16 protein-coding genes are annotated in these 20,615 nt (G+C 73.3%); 9 read left to right on the forward strand and 7 right to left on the reverse strand.

Features of this window, described 5'->3' with window-relative positions; all coding sequences use genetic code 11:
- Positions 1 to 236: 236 nt before the first annotated feature.
- From rpmH to CBZ_RS01900, 9 genes are all read left to right on the forward strand, one after another.
- The gene (rpmH, locus tag CBZ_RS01860) at positions 237 to 374 is read left to right on the forward strand and encodes a 50S ribosomal protein L34 (protein WP_010849920.1); all 138 of its coding nucleotides are present in this window, start codon (positions 237 to 239) and stop codon (positions 372 to 374) included.
- A gap of 11 nt (positions 375 to 385) precedes the next feature.
- Positions 386 to 754 (forward strand): ribonuclease P protein component, encoded by a 369-nt coding sequence (gene rnpA, locus CBZ_RS01865; RefSeq protein WP_130779924.1) that lies wholly within the window; start codon positions 386 to 388, stop codon positions 752 to 754.
- Positions 755 to 761: 7 nt separating this feature from the next.
- Positions 762 to 1,073, forward strand: a complete 312-nt coding sequence (yidD, locus tag CBZ_RS01870) for a membrane protein insertion efficiency factor YidD (RefSeq protein ID WP_130779925.1) — start codon at positions 762 to 764, stop codon at positions 1,071 to 1,073.
- A 22-nt stretch (positions 1,074 to 1,095) separates the two neighbouring features.
- Positions 1,096 to 2,175: a membrane protein insertase YidC gene (gene yidC, locus CBZ_RS01875; RefSeq protein ID WP_246012956.1), complete on the forward strand. Its 1,080-nt coding sequence runs from the start codon at positions 1,096 to 1,098 to the stop codon at positions 2,173 to 2,175.
- A gap of 33 nt (positions 2,176 to 2,208) precedes the next feature.
- On the forward strand, positions 2,209 to 2,721 hold the full coding sequence (locus CBZ_RS01880) for a Jag family protein (RefSeq protein WP_130779926.1): 513 nt from the start codon (positions 2,209 to 2,211) through the stop codon (positions 2,719 to 2,721).
- A gap of 213 nt (positions 2,722 to 2,934) precedes the next feature.
- On the forward strand, positions 2,935 to 3,771 hold the full coding sequence (locus CBZ_RS01885) for a nucleoside/nucleotide kinase family protein (RefSeq protein WP_218022693.1): 837 nt from the start codon (positions 2,935 to 2,937) through the stop codon (positions 3,769 to 3,771).
- A gap of 2,402 nt (positions 3,772 to 6,173) precedes the next feature.
- A complete protein-coding gene (gene rsmG / locus CBZ_RS01890) occupies positions 6,174 to 6,848 on the forward strand; it encodes a 16S rRNA (guanine(527)-N(7))-methyltransferase RsmG (RefSeq protein WP_130779927.1) in 675 nt (224 codons plus the stop codon).
- A gap of 337 nt (positions 6,849 to 7,185) precedes the next feature.
- Positions 7,186 to 9,111, forward strand: a complete 1,926-nt coding sequence (locus tag CBZ_RS21945) for an AAA family ATPase (protein ID WP_281274833.1) — start codon at positions 7,186 to 7,188, stop codon at positions 9,109 to 9,111.
- Entirely contained in the window at positions 9,108 to 10,391 is a 1,284-nt protein-coding gene (locus CBZ_RS01900) for a ParB/RepB/Spo0J family partition protein (RefSeq protein ID WP_130779928.1), read from the forward strand. Before CBZ_RS21945 ends, CBZ_RS01900 begins: the two co-directional genes overlap by 4 nt.
- 72 nt (positions 10,392 to 10,463) lie before the next feature.
- On the opposite strand, the gene CBZ_RS01905 is transcribed toward CBZ_RS01900, so the two are convergent.
- From CBZ_RS01905 to CBZ_RS01935, 7 genes are all read right to left on the reverse strand, one after another.
- Complete coding sequence (locus CBZ_RS01905) at positions 10,464 to 11,411, reverse strand: D-alanine--D-alanine ligase family protein (protein WP_130779929.1); 948 nt, start codon at positions 11,409 to 11,411, stop codon at positions 10,464 to 10,466.
- A 97-nt stretch (positions 11,412 to 11,508) separates the two neighbouring features.
- The gene (locus CBZ_RS01910; protein ID WP_130779930.1) at positions 11,509 to 12,852 is read right to left on the reverse strand and encodes an aminotransferase-like domain-containing protein; all 1,344 of its coding nucleotides are present in this window, start codon (positions 12,850 to 12,852) and stop codon (positions 11,509 to 11,511) included.
- Between the two features lie 93 nt (positions 12,853 to 12,945).
- The gene (trxA, locus tag CBZ_RS01915; RefSeq protein WP_130779931.1) at positions 12,946 to 13,278 is read right to left on the reverse strand and encodes a thioredoxin; all 333 of its coding nucleotides are present in this window, start codon (positions 13,276 to 13,278) and stop codon (positions 12,946 to 12,948) included.
- Entirely contained in the window at positions 13,275 to 14,288 is a 1,014-nt protein-coding gene (trxB, locus tag CBZ_RS01920) for a thioredoxin-disulfide reductase (RefSeq protein WP_130779932.1), read from the reverse strand. The genes trxA and trxB overlap by 4 nt, the downstream gene beginning before the upstream one ends.
- Before the next feature lie 104 nt (positions 14,289 to 14,392).
- A complete protein-coding gene (locus CBZ_RS01925) occupies positions 14,393 to 16,513 on the reverse strand; it encodes a protein kinase family protein (RefSeq protein WP_130779933.1) in 2,121 nt (706 codons plus the stop codon).
- Positions 16,514 to 16,626: 113 nt separating this feature from the next.
- Complete coding sequence (gene murJ, locus CBZ_RS01930; RefSeq protein WP_130779934.1) at positions 16,627 to 18,258, reverse strand: murein biosynthesis integral membrane protein MurJ; 1,632 nt, start codon at positions 18,256 to 18,258, stop codon at positions 16,627 to 16,629.
- Positions 18,255 to 20,495, reverse strand: a complete 2,241-nt coding sequence (locus tag CBZ_RS01935; protein ID WP_130779935.1) for a DUF6049 family protein — start codon at positions 20,493 to 20,495, stop codon at positions 18,255 to 18,257. The genes murJ and CBZ_RS01935 overlap by 4 nt, the downstream gene beginning before the upstream one ends.
- Positions 20,496 to 20,615 lie beyond the last annotated feature (120 nt).

A 20,615-nucleotide genomic window follows, 5' to 3' on the forward strand; every position in this document is an offset into this window, starting at 1 on the left:
TCCCGTCGTCGGCGCGGACGACCGGGTAGGGTGCCGACGGGCCCAGTGCCGGCCCGACGCATTTGACCGGCCCCGACGGGGCGGCGTACCGTGATCCAGCCTTCCTGATGGCTCCTGCTGGCGCGCCCTGACGCCACACGCACGCGTGCGTGTCCCTGGAGCAGTCGAGCTCGGCAGACAGACCCCGGCCACGTGCGTCTCGCGCGGGGCCCAACCCGAAGTAGTTGGAGACTCTCGTGAGCAAGCGCACCTTCCAGCCGAACAACCGGCGCCGCGCCAAGACGCACGGCTTCCGTCTGCGGATGCGTACCCGCGCGGGCCGCGCGATCCTCGCGGCACGTCGCCGCAAGGGTCGCGCGGAGCTCTCGGCCTGACGCCAGCGCCGGTGCTGCCCGCCGCGCACCGGATGCGCCGCGCTGCCGACTTCGAGCAGGCGGTGCGCCGCGGTGCGCGCAGCGGACGGGACACCCTCGTGGTGCACCTGACGACCAAGACCGACCCGGGCCCCGACGGGCCCGTGGTCGGTCTTGTCGTGTCCAAGGCCGTCGGGACGGCCGTGCGGCGCAACCTCGTCAAGCGGCGTCTGCGCGAGCTCGTGCGTGCGCGGCTCGACCGGCTGCCCGCAGGGTCGCGGGTCGTCGTCCGCGCGCTCCCCGCGTCGTCGTCCGCCACGTACGCGCAGCTCGCGTCGGACCTGGACTCGGCCCTCGGGACGGCGGTGCGGCGGACCACCCGCCGGACCGCCGACGCGTAGTCGTCCCATGACCTGGTCGAAGGTGGCTCGTGGTGCCGTGCGGCTGCCCGCACGGCTCGTCCTCCTGCTGCTCCGCGGGTACCAGCGCTTCATCTCGCCGATGACGCCGCCGACGTGCCGGTTCTACCCGTCCTGCTCGCAGTACGCGGTCATCGCCGTCACCCGGCACGGCCTCCTGCGCGGCACGTGGCTCGCCGCTCGCCGGCTCCTGCGCTGCCACCCGTGGAACCCCGGCGGCGTCGACGACGTTCCACCGGCGCGGGAGACGCACCACCACAGCCCTCACCGCCACCCCCACGTGGCTACGTCCACGCACTGAATCGCTCTCGAGGAGCCCCTGCATGAACTGGTTCGACGGCCTGCTCGCGCCGATCATGACGGTCGTGGCCTGGATCATGGTCCAGTTCCACAGCCTGTTCGAGGGACTCGGACTCGACCCCGCCGGGGGTGCGGCATGGGCGCTGTCCATCGTCGGGCTCGTGATCGTCATGCGAATCCTGCTGATCCCGCTCTTCTTCAAGCAGATCAAGGCCTCGCGTGGGATGCAGATGCTCGCACCCGAGATGCAGGCGATCCAGAAGAAGTACAAGGGGAAGACCGACCCCGCGTCTCGCGAGGCCATGAGCCGCGAGACCATGGAGCTGTACCGCAAGCACGGCACGAACCCGTTCGCGTCCTGCCTGCCGATCCTGCTGCAGTCCCCGATCTTCTTCGCGCTGTTCCGCGTCCTCATCCAGCTGCCGCAGATCGCGAGCGGTGAGGTCGACCCCATCGGTCCGATGACCCCCGCGCTCGCCGCGCAGGCCGAGGCCGCCACGATCTTCGGCGCCCCGCTGTCCGGCACGTTCACGCAGTCCGGCGACAACTGGCACATCAAGATCGTCACCGTCGTCCTCATCATCGCGATGTCCGCGACGACGTTCCTCACGCAGCGCCAGCTGACCATGAAGAACATGCCGCCGGCCGCCCTCCAGGGCCCCATGGCGCAGCAGCAGAAGGTGCTGCTCTACGTCCTGCCGCTCGTCTTCGCGTTCTCGGGCGTGAACTTCCCGATCGGTGTCCTCATCTACTGGACGACGACGAACCTCTGGTCGATGGGCCAGCAGTTCTACACGATCCGCCGGATGCCGGCGCCCGGGTCGCAGGCCGAGAAGGCCCTGCTCGAGCGCAAGGCGCGCCGCGCCGCGGCCAAGGGCATCACGCTCGAGGAGCCCACGAACGGCACGACCGCCGTCATCGAGGAGAAGCCGCGCGGCCAGCGCGAGCAGCCCAAGCGCAAGGACCGCGCCAAGAGCGCACGACCCGCCGGGGCCACCCCCGCACAGACCCCCGTCGGCGACGGGAAGGCCACGAAGGGGAGCGGCGACGACGCCGACCCCGACGACGGCCCGACCAAGCCGCCGACGAAGTCCAAGAAGTAGCGACACCCCTTGTCGACGATCGGAGTGACGTCAATGACCCCGACCCCGCCGGACGCAGCGGCCGAGTCCACCAGCACCAAGCGCCTCGAGGAGGAGGGCGAGATCGCCGCCGACTACCTCGAGGAGCTGCTCGACATCGCCGACCTCGACGGCGACATCGACATCGACATCGACCACGGCCGTGCAGCCGTCGAGATCGTGTCGGAGGACCCCGAGGACCGCTCGCTGCGCCGCCTGGCCGGTCGTGACGGCGAGGTGCTCGACGCCCTCCAGGAGCTCACGCGTCTGGCCGTGCAGACCCGCACCGGTGAGCGGAGCCGCCTCATGCTCGACGTCGCCGGCTTCCGCGCCGCACGCCGTGCCGAGCTCGTCGCCGTCGCCGAGGAGGCCATCGGGCGTGTCCGTGAGTCGGGCGCAGCGGTGTCGCTCGCGGCGATGAACCCGTTCGAGCGGAAGGTCGTGCACGATGCCGTGGCGACCGCGGGGCTCTCGAGCGACTCCGAGGGCGTGGAGCCGGACCGGCACGTGGTCATCCGTCCGGCCTGACACGGTCGACGGCATGCGAAGGCGGGGCGCTACGGCGTCCCGCCTTCGCTGTTCTCCGGGCGCCGTTTCACGTGAAACGGCGCCTGTGTGGGTTGGCTGGGTGGCTTCGCGATGGTCCGACCGGTCGTTGCGAGGAAGTCCGTCTCGTCTGCCGCTGCCGCAGGCGCTTGCGTTGCCGCTGGCGCAGGCGCTGCCGCTGGCGCTGGCGCTGTCATGGTGCTGGCACCGGCGCCGTTCTGTCCGTGGCCCCTTGATGCGTCGTCGCCGTCGTGGTCGCATCGGAGCCCGACGACCGCGGGTCGTGAGCCCACCGTTCGTCCGGGCGCAGTGCTGGAGAGGAGCGCGATGACGATCGAGGGATTCGACGCCCTCGCTGCGTCCGTCCTGGAGGCGCTGCCGCATGACCAGCGAGGCCTGATTGCGATCGACGGGATCGGGGGGTCAGGCAAGACGGTCTTCGCCGAGCGCCTGGCGGGACGCTTCCCGCGGCGTCAGGTCGTCCTCCTGCACGCCGACCACTTCTTCCAACCCTCGGCCATCCGCCACCGCCGGGGGAGGCACTCGGCCGAAGGGTTCTGGCTCGACGCGTACGACTACGACACGCTGGCCTCGTGGGCGCTGGTGCCGCTCCTACGTGACGGGGACGGGCGCTTCTGCGCCTCGTCGTACGACCCGGACGGTGACCGGGTGGTCCGTCCGGCTCCTCAGCTCGCCGATGACGACGCCCTCGTGATCGTCGAGGGAACCTTCCTCCTGCGCGACGAGCTCACGGGCCACTGGGACTTCTCGATCTTCCTCGACGTGCCGTTCTCCGAGGGGGCGCGACGGAGGGCGCAGCGCTCCGTCGTCGACCGGTACGCCGTTCAACCACCGACGCCAGCGCTCATCGACCGCTACGACGGGGCGCAGCGGCTGTACTTCGCACACTGCACGCCGTGGACGCGAGCGACGCTCGTGGTGGACTACACCGACCTCAGGGCGCCTCGGGCGGTCGACCCTGACATGTCGCACGCCTGCGCGGCCCACGTGGCGACCGCGCGTCCCGAGTAGCCAACGGGCGCCGAGGCGGGGAGACCAGCGGCCTGGGGGTGAGGAGGCGGCTCAACCCGAGCTTGGTGAGCCTCTCGCACCGTGTGGTCTCACGACCCGCCGCTGACGATTCTGACCCGCTGCTTGTCCGAGAGCGGTGTCGTGAGCGCCCACGGCAGCCATGTAGCAGGGCAGACGCGGACACACGCACCTACACAACAGGAGCCCCGGCGTGCCGTGACGCACGGTGGTTCCACGTGAAACGGGGCGCCGAGCGGCGCGGTAGATCCGGGGTGGAAGCGGGGGTCGACCCAGCCCCAGTCCGGCAGAGGGATCGACTGCGTTGTGGACGCCCGTGCGCCGGCTTGTGGGCCCCAGGGTCGACGGCAATGCGGGGGCGGGGGCAGGGCTGGGGCGTGGACGGTGACCCCGGCGCACGCAATCGGTCCGCAGGGCGCGGGGGCGGGCTGCTCGGGTTGGCGCGGGAGGGCGCGAGTCGCAGCGTGTGAGCGAGGTGGGCAGCGCCCCACTTGCGGGGCGGAGCAGCGCGGGCGAGCGGGAACGGTGGAGGTGCGTGTGGCGTGTGCGAGAGGCGAGGGTTGACGGGTGCGCCCGCGGTGCGCGCGGGGCGTGTGCGAGAGGCGAGGGTCAACGGGTGCGCCCGGGGTGCGCGCGAGGTGTTCGCGAGAGGCGAGGGTTGACGGGTACGGCCGGGGTGCGCGCGCATGCGTGGGCGGGCTCGCGTGGGTGCACGCGCGAGCGGGGCCGGCCGGCGTCGGTGCGCGTGCTGTCTCGCGTGCGTCCGTGCGCGAGTGGGGCCGGTGGGCGTGCGGGCGGGACAGGCTGGCGTAAGAGCAAAGTCGAACTGGAATGGGTGCGTGCCGGGCTCGAGTAGGGGCGGGTGCGCTCAGCCCTACGTCCGCGCGTGCGTGTGCGGTGTGAGGAGAGTCGTGGGCCGGGCACGTGCCGGCGTGGGAGCACTGGTCCGCCCAGCTCGGCACGGAGCGGGCGCGAGAGGGCGGCAGCGTGGACGGGTCAGGGTGGACCGGGAGCGGCTCGCTGCACCGGAGTGGTTGGGGCGCTTCCGGCTGCACGCGCTATTGACACCTCACGGCCTTGTTTCACGTGGAACGAACAGGACCGAGCGGCGTCGACGTTGCCTTCAGGGCGTCACTGTGCAACGTCGTTCAGGTGACGCGGGTGACGTCGGAATCCGGGGAGGAAGGCGTCGTCGCCGCCGGACGAACCCAGGACAGCCGCCTGGCGACCTGCCAGCTTGATGTGGGGAAGTCGAGAGGGGGGTTGGGCAAGGTCGACCAGAGTATCCGGGTGAGCGTCTCACTGAGTGCTCGCATCGGGAGTCGTCGCGCTGACCGTCGCGTACGCCGAGCCGAATCTCTCGGCGGTCACCTGGGCGCACGGAGCTCGCGGCCGCGGTGCGCGTGAGCGGTCGTCTTGCCTGGGCCCCGCATGGGCGCCGTTCCACGTGAAACCACGCGTCGAGCCTGACCACTCGTTGTCGGACCACCGGGTGGTTGACGTGCGCCGCGGGCGCCGATCGTCCGCCCGCGACAAGGGACCCACTACGCGGTCGCGAGCACTCGCGTTCGAGGAGTCGCCCAGAGCGGAGTCTCCAGCGTGGGTTGAGGATAATGACGCGGCTGAGCGTCACCACGATCTGACCGCGCCGGCCGTGCCGCGCACCACGTCGCCGGTGCCGCCGTCGACGCCATGGACCACCGCCCTGGTCGAGCAGTCAGGCACCGGCCCTGTGAGCGCCCGAGGCGCGCCGCGGCTCGAGCTCTCGCCGTCAGATCGGCTGGATGGAAGGACCACCGGTGCAGGCGTCGTCGGCGCCACGCCGCCCACGTTTCACGTGAAACGGGACGGGCGCTTGGGCCCGCCGCCTCTACGCGGATCGGCGGGGAGTGCCTCGTCGCCGAGCGGTTGTCAGGGCGTTGACGTGAACTGACGTATCCGCCAGGACGTGGTCCGCGAACGCGCGGGCACTGCCGCGTCGGTGGGTAGTTCCACGCCCGTGTCGCACCGCGCATCTCGAACCGACGGCTTGGGCTCACAGTCTGAGGCGCCTCCTCCGGGTGGGGGTCGTCGACCGCCTGCCGCCGATGGCGTGGCCGCGAGCCGGAGCCGGAGCACCGGGCTGACCGCGCCGTTCACTCCGTCGGACGGCCCGCCTGGCGATGACTCGGGTGGGATCCGGTGGGACCCCGAACGGGCACGTCGCCGTCTGGTGGCGCCGGGTGTGCGACCCGCCTGGGGATGACTCGGGTGGGATCCGATACGCACGGTACGGTGGGGCGTCGTGCAGGGGAGAGTGCCGCTGACGTGCACGTCGGCTCGGCAGAGACGCGGCACGTGCGCATCTAGCGTGCAGGCATGTTCCACGTGAAACGGGGGATCGAGTGACCGAGGAAGCCCCCGAAGCGACCGCCGCCGACGACCCGCTCACCGGCGATCCTGCGGTCGAGACGTACTTCGGCGCGGCGTGGCCCGCAGTCCGTGGCTTTCACGCGATGCTCGCGGACGAGGGTGTCCTGCGGGGCCTGGTCGGCCCTCGTGAGGTCTCACGGCTCTGGGCTCGTCATCTGCTGAACTCGGCCGCAGTCGTCCCGTTCCTCCCGGAGCGCGGTCAGGTGATCGATCTGGGGAGTGGTGCAGGGCTTCCGGGCATCGTCATCGCTGCGATGCGTCCCGACTGCGAGGTCGTGCTCCTCGAGCCCATGGAGCGCCGCACCGACTGGCTGGCCGAGGTGGCGGACAGGCTCGCGCTGACCAACGTCGTCGTCGTGCGCGGGCGCGCCGAGGAGGTGCAGGGCCGCTACGAGGCGGACGCGGTGACGGCTCGCGCGGTGGCATCGCTCGACAAGCTCTATGGATGGGCGCTCCCACTGCTTCGCGCCGGCGGAACGCTGGTCGCGCTCAAGGGTGGGAAGGCCGAGGAAGAGATCCTCGCGGCACGCAAGGCCGGGAAGAAGTGGGGTGCGGGCACTCCTGACGTTCTGGAGGCGCCCACCATTGCCGGGGTCGAGCCGACCCGAGTCGTACGTGTCGTTCGGGAGGTGGCGAGTGTTCGGTAGGAAGAAGCGCAGGGCGGAGCCTGTCGCAGCGGAGCCGGACCGGATGGCCTCGGCGGCGCCGGCACCCACGCCCGCCGGAACCTGGCAGCCGGGCACAGTCACGGACGTGGCGGCTCCTCTCACCGCGACGGGCTCTGCAGCCCTCCCATTCCCGTCGGCGCATGGGGAGCCCACGACGGCCGACGCTGGCACGACGACGGCGACCCATTCGGAGATCTCAGCACCGTCGCCTACCCAGGGAGCCGGCAATCAACCTGGCTGGCCGGCTGTTCCACGTGAAACATCGACCGGGATCGACCACACCGGACAGCCAGGGATCGACGTTCACCGGCAGCCAGTGATCGACGTCGACCGGCAGCCGGGGAGTGAGCCCGCCGGGCAGCCAGCTAGTCAGGTTGCCGGACAGCCGCGCAGTGAGGTTGACGGACAGCCGCGCAGTGAGGTTGACGGACAGCCGGGGAGTGAGTTCGACGGGCAGCCGCGCAGTGAGGACGGTGGGCAGACGCGGAGTGACGTCGACGGAGCATCCCGTATCAGCGGTGACGGGCAGGGCGGGATCGCCGGCTACGTGCAGCCGTCGCACCTTCAGCGCACCGGGCCGTCGCACGGTCAGGACGCCGCGCGCGCACTCGACGATCCGGCGAGCCGCCCCACCGCGCCGATCGAGCAGACGTCGCCCTCGGCCGTTTCACGTGAAACGGCGCTGCACGTCGACGCGGCGCAGACCGCCGCATCTGCTAGCCCCGCAGCCAGAGCTGCCGCGCAGGCCGAGGCAGAAGGACCCGGCGCCGTTGTTCCACGTGAAACCGCCGCGTCAGAGTCGCACGTCGTCGACCTCGCACGTGAAGGGTCGGGCCCAGACTCCACCCGACACGCGGTATCACCGGGCCTCGCTGATGGGGGAGAATCACACAGCACCCCTGGCGACGCCGAGTCCGACACGGCCGCCCCGCCCGCGCACGACGACTCGCTCGTCGCAGCGGCTGCGGAGACCGCGCACCGCGTCGTCGATGACGCTCCGTCCGCCGGGGATGCGGAGGTGGGCGCCCCTGGCCGCCTCGACCACAGCGCCGAGGCGCACGACGAGGACGACGACGAGCACGTGACACACCACCTCCCACCTGCCACGACACCGGCGGGCGACACGCCTTCGGGTGCCTCCCTAGATCCTGACGAGCACCGTCGGGCCGCGCTGGTCCAGAGCCTTCCGCAGGCCGACGAGGAGACGCCGCTGATGGCGGAGCTCCAGGTCGACGCCCGGCGCCGCATCGAGCTGCGTGGCCGCCGCTTCCCGCGGCCCGCGGAGACGCGCGTCATCACCGTGGCGAACCAGAAGGGCGGCGTCGGCAAGACCACGACGACCGTGAACCTCGCGGCCGCCCTCGCCCAGGCCGGACTGAACGTCCTCGTCCTCGACAACGACCCGCAGGGCAACGCGTCGACGGCGCTGGGGATCGAGCACCGTGCGGGTACGCCGTCGATCTACGAGGTCCTGGTCGAGGGGGCGCCGATCGCGGATGCCGTGCAGGTGAGCCCGGATGTGCCGAACCTGTGGTGCCTGCCGGCGACGATCGACCTCTCGGGAGCCGAGATCGAGCTGGTCTCGATGGTCGCGCGTGAGACCCGCCTGCGGAACGCGCTCGACCAGTACCTGCAGTGGCGGACAGAGAACGGGCAGGAGCGGATCGACTACGTCTTCGTCGACTGCCCCCCGAGCCTCGGGCTGCTTACCGTCAACGCCTTCGTGGTCGCGCGTGAGGTCCTCATCCCGATCCAGTGCGAGTACTACGCGCTGGAAGGGCTGAGCCAGCTCCTCAAGACGATCCAGCTGATCCAGGCTCACCTGAACCCGGACCTGCACGTCTCGACGATCCTCCTGACGATGTACGACGCCCGCACCAACCTCGCCCAGCAGGTCGCGGGCGAGGTCCGAACGCACTTCCCGGAGCGCACGCTCCGGACGACGGTGCCGCGGTCGGTCCGCATCTCGGAGGCGCCGAGCTACGGCCAGACGGTCATGACGTACGACGCCGGCTCGTCCGGCGCGCTGGCCTACCTCGAGGCCGCCAGGGAGATCGCCGACCGTGGCGCCGGGCTCGTCGAGCCCGCTGCTCCCGCCGAGTCGGCGCCGGTCGCATCCCTGACCAGCACCGACGTGCGCAACGGTCAGCCCCACGACAACGAGACGGCCGACGTCCCCGGCCAGCACTCCTACACCCACGTCAGCGAGCCGGTGATGGCCGCGCACCAGGAGGACCAGTGAGCGAGAAGCGACGCGGGTTGGGTCGGGGCCTCGGCGCCCTCATCCCCACGGGTCTGGACGGACAGAGGCCGAGCGGCGCAGAGCGTCCCGTCGACGTCTTCTTCCCCGACGCCAAGCGCGAGGAGAACCAGGCGGCGGCTGCGGCGACGGCCACGCTGGTGACCGAGCGCGACGGAGCGACGCCGAGCGTGACCGACGGGACGGCGCCGAGCGCGCTGCTCGACGGCGCGGGTGCCTCCGGTGCGTTCGGCCACACGAACGGCGTCGCGACGGGTGACGGCGTCCCGACGCAGGGCGGCGCACCCGTCGGCTCGGACGGTGACGGAGCGGCGCGCGACGGCGATGCGGGCTCGAACGGTGCCGGAACCGCGGCGGACGCCAGCGGTGCGGCGTCGAACGGTGCGGATGCGGCGACGTCCGTCGCTCTCGTCGGTGTCGACGACCTGGACGGGCTCGTCCCGGTGCCGGGTGCGCGGTTCGCCGAGCTGCCGGTCGGCTCGATCCGGCCGAACCCGCGGCAGCCGCGGACGGTCTTCGACGAGGACGCGCTCGACGAGCTCGTCGGCTCCATCCGGGAGATCGGCGTCCTCCAGCCGGTCGTGGTGCGTGCGGTCGACGACGGCTTCGAGCTGATCATGGGCGAGCGCCGCTGGCGCGCCACGCAGGCTGCGGGGCTCGACACGATCCCGGCGATCATCCGTGAGACCGAGGACGCGGACCTGCTGCGGGACGCCCTGCTCGAGAACCTGCACCGCTCGCAGCTCAACCCGCTCGAGGAGGCGGCCGCGTACCAGCAGCTGCTCGACGACTTCGGGTGCACGCATGAGCAGCTCGCGACGCGCATCCACCGGTCGCGTCCGCAGATCTCGAACACGCTGCGCCTGCTCAAGCTGCCGCCGCTGGTGCAGCGGCGGGTGGCGGCGGGGGTGCTCTCGGCGGGTCACGCCCGGGCACTCCTCGGTCTGAGCGACGGCGCGGCGATCGAGCGGCTTGCGCAGCGGATCGTCGCGGAGGGCCTGTCGGTCCGCGCGGTCGAGGAGATCGTCTCGCTCGGGGTGGACGGTGCGACGCCGACGCGTCGGGCCGCACCGCGGGCGGGGGACCGGAACGCGGCGCTGGACGACCTCGCGGCACGGCTGTCCGACCGGTTCGACACGCGGGTCAAGGTGAGCCTCGGCAAGACGCGCGGGCGGCTCACGGTCGAGTTCGCGTCGGTGCAGGATCTCAACCGGATCCTCGAGAGCTTCGCCCCGGAGGATCCGGGACTGCTCAAGAACTGAGGTGCGCAGCCTCGAAAGCGGACGAATCAGGGCGTCTCGGCAGGCCACGACGGTTGCCGAGGCGCCCTGTTCTCATGCCAGGGAAGCCAGCACCAGCGATCGGTACAAGTCCCCGAGGTTGTGCCCAGCACCCTCCGCGGCCTGTGGCAGGAGCGAGGTCTCGGTCATCCCGGGGGCCACGTTGACCTCGAGGAACCACGGCGTGCCGTCGTCGCCGACGATGAGGTCGGTGCGCGACAGCCGTTCCAGTCCGAGGGCCCGGTGTGCGGCGACGGCGACCTCGCCCACGGCGGAGGCCGCGTCGGCGGACAGGCGGGCCGGCGTGAAGTACTCGACGCGTCCGGGGTTGTAGCGCGCGTCGTAGTCGTACGGTCCTTCGGTCACGATCTCGACGGCGGGCAGGGCGACCGGTCCGTCGCCCGTGTCGACGACGCTCACGGCGACCTCGGTCCCGGTGACCGCACGCTCGATCAGGGCGGTGTCGCTGTAGGCGAAGCAGTCGACCATCGCGCGCGGCAGGTCGTCGGCGGCCGTGACGAGGTTGACGCCGAGCGCCGACCCGCCGCGTGACGGCTTCACGACGAGCGGCAGCCCGAGCCGCGCGACGACGGCGTCGAGCACGCGACCGGCGCCGAGCTCGCGGAACAGAGACTGGGGGAGCGTCACGAATTCCGGGGTGGAGAGTCCGGCGCGGGCGACGACGGTCTTGGCGATGGGCTTGCTCCAGGCGACGCGGCTCGCGCGCGGCCCCGTGCCGAGGAGTCGCAGGCCGAGGAGCTGCACGACGTCGCGGACCGAGCCGTCCTCGCCGCTCGCACCGTGCAGCAGCGGCCAGACCAGGTCGGGCCGCAGGTCGCTCAGCGCGGGGACGAGGTCGGCGTCGACGTCGTGAACCGACACCTCGACGCCGGCTGACCGCAGGGCCTCGGCGACCCGTCGCCCGGAACGGAGCGACACGTCGCGTTCGTGCGAGAGCCCGCCGGCGAGGACGACGACGCGCGGGGAGCGGGGAACGGACACGGTCGCAGGTCCTCCAGGACGAGTGGTCGAGCTGCCGGGCCTCGACGGCCGAACAGGTCAGGGCGTCGCGCCATGAGCGCGGTGGGCGCGACGGCGGTCAGGCGACGTCGGGACCGGGCGCGTGCACGACGTCGGACGCCGCGCCCGCGCTGGTGCCGAACAGCTCGACCAGCTCCTTCTCCCCGGCGACGACGCCGGCGAGCCGCCGGACACCCTCGCGGATGCGCTCCGGCGTCGGGTAGCAGAAGGAGAGCCGCAGGTGCTCGCTGCCGGACCCGTCGAAGTAGAACGCGGTACCGGGGACGTAGGCGACGCGCGCGGTGACGGCGCGCGGCAGCATGTCCTTCGCGTCGAGCCCGTCGGGCAGCCGGACCCAGGTGTAGAACCCGCCGGCGGGGACGTTCCACGACGCTTCCGGCAGGTGCTCGGCGAGCGCGGAGATCATCGCGTCGCGCCGCTCGCGGTACTGCTCGCGGTAGGACTTGATCTGCCCGCGCCAGTCGCACGTCGAGAGGTAGGTCGAGATGGCGATCTGGGAGGCGTTCGACGGGCAGAGGATCGCGGACTCGGAGGCGAGGACGAGCTTCTCGCGGACGGCGTGGGGCGCGACGACCCAGCCAACCCGGTAGCCTGGGGCAAACGTCTTCGAGAAGGAGCCGAGGTAGACGACGCCGTCCTCGTCGAGCGACCGGATCGCGTCGCGGGGCTCGCTGTCGAAGCCGAGCAGCCCGTACGGGTTGTCCTCGACGACGAGCACGCCGTACCTCCGCGCGATCTCCAGGACCCGCGGCCGCCGCTCCTCCGACATCGAGACGCCGGCGGGGTTGTGGAAGTTCGGCACCGTGTAGAGCAGCTTGACGGTGCGCCCGGCCGCGGCGAGCGACGCGAGCGTCGACTCCAGCGCCTCGGGGACCAGGCCGTCGGCGTCGATCGGCACGTGTGCGACGTCCGCCTGGTAGGCACGGAAGACGCCCAGCGCCCCGACGTACGACGGTGCCTCGGCCACCACGACGTCGCCCGGGTCGATGAAGATCCTGGTCACGAGGTCGAGCGCTTGCTGCGATCCCGTCGTGACGACCACGTCGTCGGGGTGCGCCTCGATGCCCTCGAGCCGCATGAGGTCGAGGATCTGCTCACGCAGCGTCTCGTCGCCCTGGCCGGAGCCGTACTGCAGCGCCTGCAGTCCACGGGTCGCGACGACCCGCTGGGCGATGTCGCCGAGGACGTCGAGGGGGAGACCCTCGAGGAACGGCATGCCGCCCGCGAGCGACACCACCTCGGGCCGGTTCGCGACGGCGAACAGGGCCCGGATCTCGGAGGAGCGCATGCCGTGCGTGCGCTCGGCGTACGACGTGAGCCAGGGGTCGAGCCGGGTGCCGGCTGCGGAGGACGTGGGGTGGCCGCCCGACGTCTCACGCGGGGGCACAGGCTGCGAGGTCATCCCCGCAGTGTCGCACGCGTCACGTGCCACCCGACGCAAGGTCCGCCGGGGGCACTGTCATCCGGGCAACCGCCCGCGAGGCGGTGTCGGCCGTCAGACCGTCGCGAGGACGCTCTCGATCTCCTCGGTGTAGAACGCCTTCGGGCGGGCGCCGATGACGGACTTCACCAGCTCGCCACCGACGTACACGTTGAGCGTCGGGATGGAGACGATGCCGTAGTCCCCGACGACCTGCGGGTTCTCGTCGGCGTTGACCTTGACGATCTTGACCCGCCCGTCGTACTGCGCGGCGAGCTCGTCGAGGACGGGCGCGACCATGCGGCACGGCCCGCACCACGGTGCCCAGAAGTCCACGATGACGGGGACCGGGGAGTCGAGGACGTCGGCCTGGAAGGTGTCGTCGCTGACGGCGGCGAGGTTGCTCATCGGGCTTCCTCCACGAGGACGGGTGCGCTGGTCGGGGGGATCGGGTCGGCCAGGTCGTGCGCGGCGTCACCGAGGGCGGCGAGGTAGTGCTGGGCGTCGAGCGCGGCGGCGCACCCGGAGCCGGCGGCGGTGATGGCCTGCCGGTAGGTGTGGTCGACGACGTCGCCCGCGGCGAACACCCCGGGCAGGTTGGTCCGCGTCGAGCGGCCCTCGACCTCGACGTAGCCGTTCTCGTCGAGCGTGATCTGCCCGACCAGCAGGTCGGTGCGCGGGACGTGTCCGATCGCGACGAACACGCCGGTCGCGGGGTGCTCACGGGTCTCGCCGGTGAGGGTGTCGCGCAGCGTCACGCCGGTGACCTTGTCCTGGCCGTGGATCGCGACGACCTCGGAGTTCCACGCGAACTCGATCTTCGGGTCCGCGGCGGCGCGGTCGGCCATGATCTTCGACGCGCGGAGCTGGTCGCGGCGGTGCACGAGCGTGACCCGCTTGCCGAAGCGGGTGAGGAAGGTCGCCTCCTCGACGGCGGAGTCGCCACCGCCGACGACGATGATCTCCTGGTCGCGGAAGAAGAACCCGTCGCAGGTCGCGCACCAGGACACCCCGCGCCCGGACATGCGCTTCTCGTCGTCCAGGCCCAGCTCACGGTAGGCGGAGCCGGTGGACAGGATGACGGCGCGCGCCTCGTACGTCTCGCCGCCCGACACGGTCACCGTCTTGACCGGACCGTCCAGGGACAGCGACACGGCGTCGTCCCACAGCACCTCGGCACCGAACTTCTCGGCCTGCTTCTGCAGCTGGTCCATGAGCTCGGGGCCCTGGATGCCGTCGGGGAAGCCGGGGAAGTTCTCCACCTCGGTGGTGTTCATCAGCGCACCGCCGGCGGTCACGGACCCGGCCACGACGAGCGGCGCGAGGCCCGCGCGGGCCGCGTAGATCGCCGCGGTGTACCCCGCGGGGCCCGATCCGACGATGACGAGGTCGCGCACGGTGCTGGGCTGGTCGGTCACGTGAGTCCTTGGGGTACGGCAGGCCGGGGGTTCCGGCAGCGGGCTGTTCCGTCAACCGATCGTAGGCCGGTTCTGTTCCTCGTCCCGACCGCGGGAGGGGCGCGTCAGCCGAGCGACATCTCGTTGAGCTCGAGCCGGAACCCGCCGTCCGCGGCCGTCGGGAGCTGGGTGATCCACACGACGACGGTGGACAGCTCGGTCGGGTCGAACGTGAACGTCGTGTCGGGGCTCACGGGGCCGGAGGCCAGCACCGTGCCACCGCCGGGGTTCGCCGCGTCGGTCGCGCGGATCTCGACGTTGCCGCCGTTGCCGTTGACGTGCAGCTTCACCTGCGACACCGTCGCGGGCGACTGCAGGTTGACGATGTAGCCGACGGCGTTCTTGAAGCCGGCGAAGTCGTCGCGCTTGTACGTCTGGGTGTACCAGAACGTCGACGGGTCGCCGTCGTGGGCGCGGGTGACGGCCTCCTCGTGCTCGCCGTCGGCGTCGGACGGGTCGAACGACGTCGAGGACGCGATGACGGGCGGGCCACCGGCGGGGGCCTCGGGCTCGGTCCCCTCGGTGGGCTGCTCCTGCGGTGCGCCGGACTCCTCGGGCTGGACCTGCGTCTGCTCGGGTGCGGGCTCGGCGGCCGGGTCCTGGTCGCCGCCGCCGAGCGAGGCGAACAGCGACTTGAAGGCGATGATGACGCCGATGACGACGGCCACGCCGACCACGGCGAGGACGAGCATCGTGGGGTCGAACCGGCGTCGCCGCGGTTCGCCGGGCTCCTCCCACCCGAGCTCCTCGAAGCCCTCGGGTGCGTCGTCCCCGCCGAACGGCGAGACCACGGGCGGCGGACCTCCGGCGCCGACGACGGCGGGCGCGGTCCGGTAGTCGGACGTCGACCGCCGCACGGGTGCGCCGCCCGGACCGGCCGGGCCCCCGGGTCCGACGGGCGGCGGCTGCGGGGCACGTGGCACGGCGGCCGAGGCCGCCGACGCGGGAGCCGCGTGGGACACGAACCGCGGGACCCCGGCACGCTCGGCGTCGGCGGGCATGACCTGCGTCGCACCGGCGACGTCGGGCGGCATCGCCATGGTGTGCTGCGCGTCGGGACCGGGCGGGGGGACGAACGCGGGCATGGTCGGCGGCGCGCCGACGAGCGTCTGCTCGACGGGCGGACCGGCAGGCGGCGCACCGACGGGCGCCGCAGCGGCGGCCGGTCGGGAAGGCACCGGGCCGGGCGGCACCGGAGCCGCAGGCCCGGTCAGCGTGCTCGTGCGCGACGGCACGGCGGGCGGCGGCGTGCCCGGCCGGTTGGCCCCCGGCGCGGGCTCGTCGAACGCGGACCGCACGGAGTGGCGCTGCACGCTCACGGGCTGCGTGTCCTGCGACACGATGTCGGCGATCGACGCGGACGCGGCGACGGCACCGCCGACGACGGCCGTCGAGGCGTCGGGCACGGAGGCGACGGCGCGGATCTCGCCCCACGGCTCGAGCTCGCGCACGAGCTCACCGGGGCTGTGCGGTCCGTCGTCGTGAGGGCCGAGCGTGACGCCGCACAGCGTGTCGAGGTCGGCGGGGACGCCGGGGACGAGGTCCGACGGCGGGGCGGGCCAGCCCTCGACCAGCGGGGCGTCGGGCAGGGGCTCGCCGCCACCGGGCCGCTGCGGGTCGGCGGGCCAGCGGCCGGTGAGGGCCACGTAGAGGAGCCGGACGAGCCCGACGGCGTCGGCGCGGGTCGTCGTGCGGGCGTCGCCGCCGGACGTGCCGAGCAGCGCGGCGTCGATCGCGAGCCCGGCGAGCAGGACGCGGCCGTCGGAGTTGACGTGCAGCGCCGACGGCCGCAGGGCCAGGTGGTGCACGCCACGCCGCCGCGCGACCTCGAGGGCGGACGCGGCCTCGCCGACGACGGCACGCGCCTGGTCGGGGGTCAGGGGTGAACGTGCGACGAGCTGGGCGAGCGACGGGCCGGTGATCTGCTCGGACACGACGTACCCGGCGCCCTCGTGGGTGCCGACGTCGAGCACGCGGACCAGCCGGGCGTCCGTGACGAGCGAGGCGCGACGGGCGGCGTCGAGCGCGGGGGCGACGGCCCCGGCCTCGAGGACGCGGACCCGCACGGGCCGGTCGAGGATCTGGTCGGTGGCCTGCCAGGCGCTCGCGCCCTGCAGGTCGGACGGCGCGGGTGCGACGATCCGGTAGCGGCCCGCCAGCACGGTGCCTCGTCCGACCTCGCTCACCTGCACCTCCTCCGGGTGGTCATGTCCACCGGCTCCGACGTCCGGGCCCCCCGACCCTACGGGGCGGGGAGCGGCGGGGACACCTGCATGCTAGACGGGCATCGCGGACACCGTCAGCGCCGTCCTCCGCGCAGACGGGCGAGGACGGGCCGCAGCAGGCCGTCGAGCTCCTCGACGCGCAGGACCCGGAGCATCCCGACGTAGACGGCACCGCCGAGGCCGCCCGCGACGACGCACACCGTGAGCGACCGCAGCAGCCCGGTGTCCAGCGCCAGGCCGAGCACGTACGCGACGAGCCACGCGACGAGGGCCGCGGGCAGCGCGGCGAGCACCGCGCGCACGTGCAGGCGCACGACCCGGCCGCCGTCGACGCCCCGCAGCCGCCCGCGCAGCATCCACGCGGCGGCGACCGCACCGACGACGTAGGACAGGCTCATCACGAGCCCCGCGCCCGCGACCCAGTACCGGGCGGGCATGACGGCCTGGACGAGCAGCGTCCCGCCGGCGACGACGACGGCCATCGCGACCTGGATCGGCACGAGGCCCCGGGCGTCCTCGTACGCGTAGAACACCCGCTGGCACATGGACCAGGCGCCGAAGGCGGGCAGCCCGACGATCATCGCCTGCACCACGAGGGCGACCGCGTCGGCGGAGGCCTGGTCGGCGGTCGCGAGCACGACGTCGACGACCGGGCGGGCCAGCACGAGCAGCAGCGCGGTCGCGGCGACGGTGAACAGCCCGACGACGCGCACACCGTGCGAGAACGTCCGGCGCACCCCGTCGACGTCGGCGTCGTGCGCCTGCCCGGACAGGCGCGTGAACAGCGCGGTCGCGAGGGACACGGTGACGAGCGAGTGGGGGAGCATGAAGACGAGGAAGGCCGCGGTGTAGGCGGCGTTGCCCGCGACGGCGGTCTGGCCGGCGACCTCGGGGGCGGCGGACGCGGCGCGCGACACGACGATGAAGCCGAGCTGCCCGACGACGAGCCCGACGAACGTCCACGTGGCGACCTGCCCGGCCCGCCCGAGGCCCGAGCCGCGCAGCCCCCACCGGGGCCGGTACCCGACGCCGGTGCGGCGCAGCGCGGGCACGAGCACGACGGCCTGCGCGACGACGCCGAGCGTCGACGCCCCCGCGATCAGCGCGACCTGCGCGGAGGTCCAGGTCGCGGCGGTCGCGACGTCCGTGCTCTGCGCGTCGCCGAACACCATGACGAAGACGCCGAAGCCGACGATGGCCACGACGTTGTTGACGACGGGCGCCCACATGTACGGCCCGAACGAGCCGCGCGCGTTCAGCACCTGCCCGAGCAGCGCGTACGCGCCGTAGAAGAAGAGCTGCGGGATGCACCAGTAGGCGAACGTCGTCGCGAGGGCCATCTGGCTCGGGGGCGCCTTCGCGTACACGCCCACGAGGAGCGGGGCGGCGACGGTGAGGACGACCGCGACGCCCGCGAGGATGACGAAGCCGAGCGTGAGCAGCCGGTCGACGTACTCCTGCCCCGCGTCCCGCTTGTAGGCGCGCACGACCTGCGGCACGAGGATCGCGTTGAGCACGCCGCCCGCGAGCAGCATGTAGAGGACGTTGGGCAGCTTGTTCGCGACGTCGAACGCGTCGGCGGCCTGACCGGTCGCGCCGATCGCGGCGACGAGCACGAGCCCGCGCAGCAGCCCGAGCACGCGCGACACCGCGGTGCCGGACGCCATGAGTGCGGCGCCGCGCCCGACGCTGCCCGACCCGGTCATGCGCGGTCCTCCGGTGGTGGTCCGTCCGGGACGGGCTGCTGCTCGACCTGGCCGGTGGTGGGCTCGCCCGCGCCGCCGAGCACGCCGAGCGTCGTCGGGGCGTCGGACTCGGCCTCGAGGCGCGCGCCACGGCGGGCGCTCTGCCCGCGCCGGACGGTCCGCACGATGCCGAGGACGAGCCCGATCGCGAGCAGGACGCCGACGACGGCGGTGCCGACGTTCTCGATCGTGGGCTGCACGCGCGCGGTGAACTCGACCGGGGCCGACACGGGCGACCCGGACGTGGTCGTGAGCTGCGCGACGACCCGCACGTCGCAGTTGGCGTGCGCGCTGAGCGTCACGGGGACGCTGCGCTCGCTGCTCGCGTCGACGTCGACCGGGTCGATGGGCTCGACCTGCAGGCACGACTTGCGGGGCGAGACGACGACCTGGACGGTCACGGGGACGTCGAGCGCGTTGCGGACGGTGAGGCGGCGGTCGCTCTTCGCGCTGACGACGAGGACGTCGCTGAGGGGGGCGATGGTCAGGCCGCTGGTGCGCTCGTCGACGTCGGCCACCGCGGCGGCGACGAGGGCGTCGCGTCCGGTGGGGTCGGTGCGCCACGCGACGGACAGGGGCGCGAGGACCTCCTCGTCGACGCCCGCGAGGAACGTCTGCGGCTCCGGGGTCACGTCGGCGAACGTGTGCGCCCGGTCGCGCGCGGCGGCGAGGACCTGGACCTGCCCGGGGGCGAGCTCGGCCGCGTCGGACGCGGTGTCCGGCAGGGACGTCCGGGCGGTCGTCGAGCCGCTGAGCAGCGACGACGCGGGCGTGATGCGGACCCACGGGGCGGCGGCCGCGGCGTCGAGCAGCGCGGTCGCGTACGGGACCTCGGGCACCCAGTCGCGGCCGGGGGCGACGAGGACGTCGGGCGGTCCGTCGTCCTGGCGTGCCGCGACGGCGAGCTCGGCGAGCGCCCGCTGCACCGCGGTCGTGGGCGACGCACCGGGCTCGACGCTGCGTGGCGCGGTCAGCAGGCCCGTGAGGACCGGGTCCGGGACGAGGGCGGCGACCGCCGTGCCGTCCGGGCGGACCTGGGTGCGGGCGGCCGGGACGGAGTCGGCGGCGCTGTCGAGGTCGCCCACGGGCAGCACGATCGCCGCGGCACCCGCGTTGGCGGTCAGCGCGGCGGTCGCGTCGTCGGGGAGGGTCGGCCCGGGCGCCCACAGCACGAGGGGGACGTCGGGGCCGAACGTCTGCTCGACCCAGGGCAGCGCGGTGGACGCGGCCACCGCGGCGAGGTCGGGGCGGGCGCCGTGCGCGACGGCGGCGACGTCCGGGTCGGCCCAGGGCAGCGTCAGCACGTCCCGACCGGCGAGCAGCCCCGTGACGGCCGCGGACCACTGCCGGGCTCGCGGGCCGGCCGCGGCCGACTGCGCGAGCAGGGCGGGGTCGATGACGGCGCTCACCTCGGGGGCCGAGGCGAGGAGCCGCTCGACCTGCGTGAGCCGCTCGCCGGGACCGGTCGCCTCGTCGAGCCGCGTGACCGTCGCGTCGTCGGGCTGCACGGTGACGACCGGGGCCGGCGCGCCCGCACCCTCGTCGCCCCCGTCGGGGGTCTCCGGCGGGACGGCGGCGGCCGACGCGGGGACGACCGGTGCCGCCGGCGGGCCGGTGACCGGCACCGCGACGGACAGCGTGGTCGTCGGCACGTCCTCCGTCGGCAGCCACAGCAGGAACGTCCGCTGCTGACCGACGACCCGCGAGCCGGCACGGGCGTCGACGGTCAGGCCCCGCGGACCCCACACGTCGGCGCCCTCGAGCAGCCGCACGTCCTGCGCGGCGACGGTCATCGTGACCTCGACGCTCGCACCCGGCGCGAGCGGGCCGTCGGGGGTGTCGGACGCGACGCGGGTGCCCGCGGCCATCTCGCCCGACGCCCACGACTGCAGGTCGGGCCGGGTGTGCAGGCGGATCCGGCTGAGCCGCAGCACCGCGGACGGGGCCGCGACCTCCTCCGTGCCGTCGTTGCGGAGCCGCGCGGTGACCGTCAGGTCGTCACCGGGACGCAGGACGGCCGGGCTGACGGACGTGACCTGCACCGACACGGGCCAGGTCGCGGACGGCGACGGGGTGGGGGCGGTGGCCGCGCCCGCCGGCGGCGGGCCGACGACGAGCACCGACAGGGCGGCGAGCGCGACCGCGAGCAGGACCAGGGTCGCGCGGAGGGCCTGGCCGCGGCGCAGGGCCGCGCTCATGCCTCGCCGACGAGGACGACGAGGGCGGCCTCCGCGAGACGACGCTCGTTCGGGTAGGCGAGCCGCCCGTGCAGCTCGACGACGGGCACCCACGCGGCGTCCTCCGCCTCACCGTCGGGG

This window comes from Cellulomonas biazotea, assembly GCF_004306155.1.
In the GTDB taxonomy this organism is placed as follows: domain Bacteria; phylum Actinomycetota; class Actinomycetes; order Actinomycetales; family Cellulomonadaceae; genus Cellulomonas; species Cellulomonas biazotea.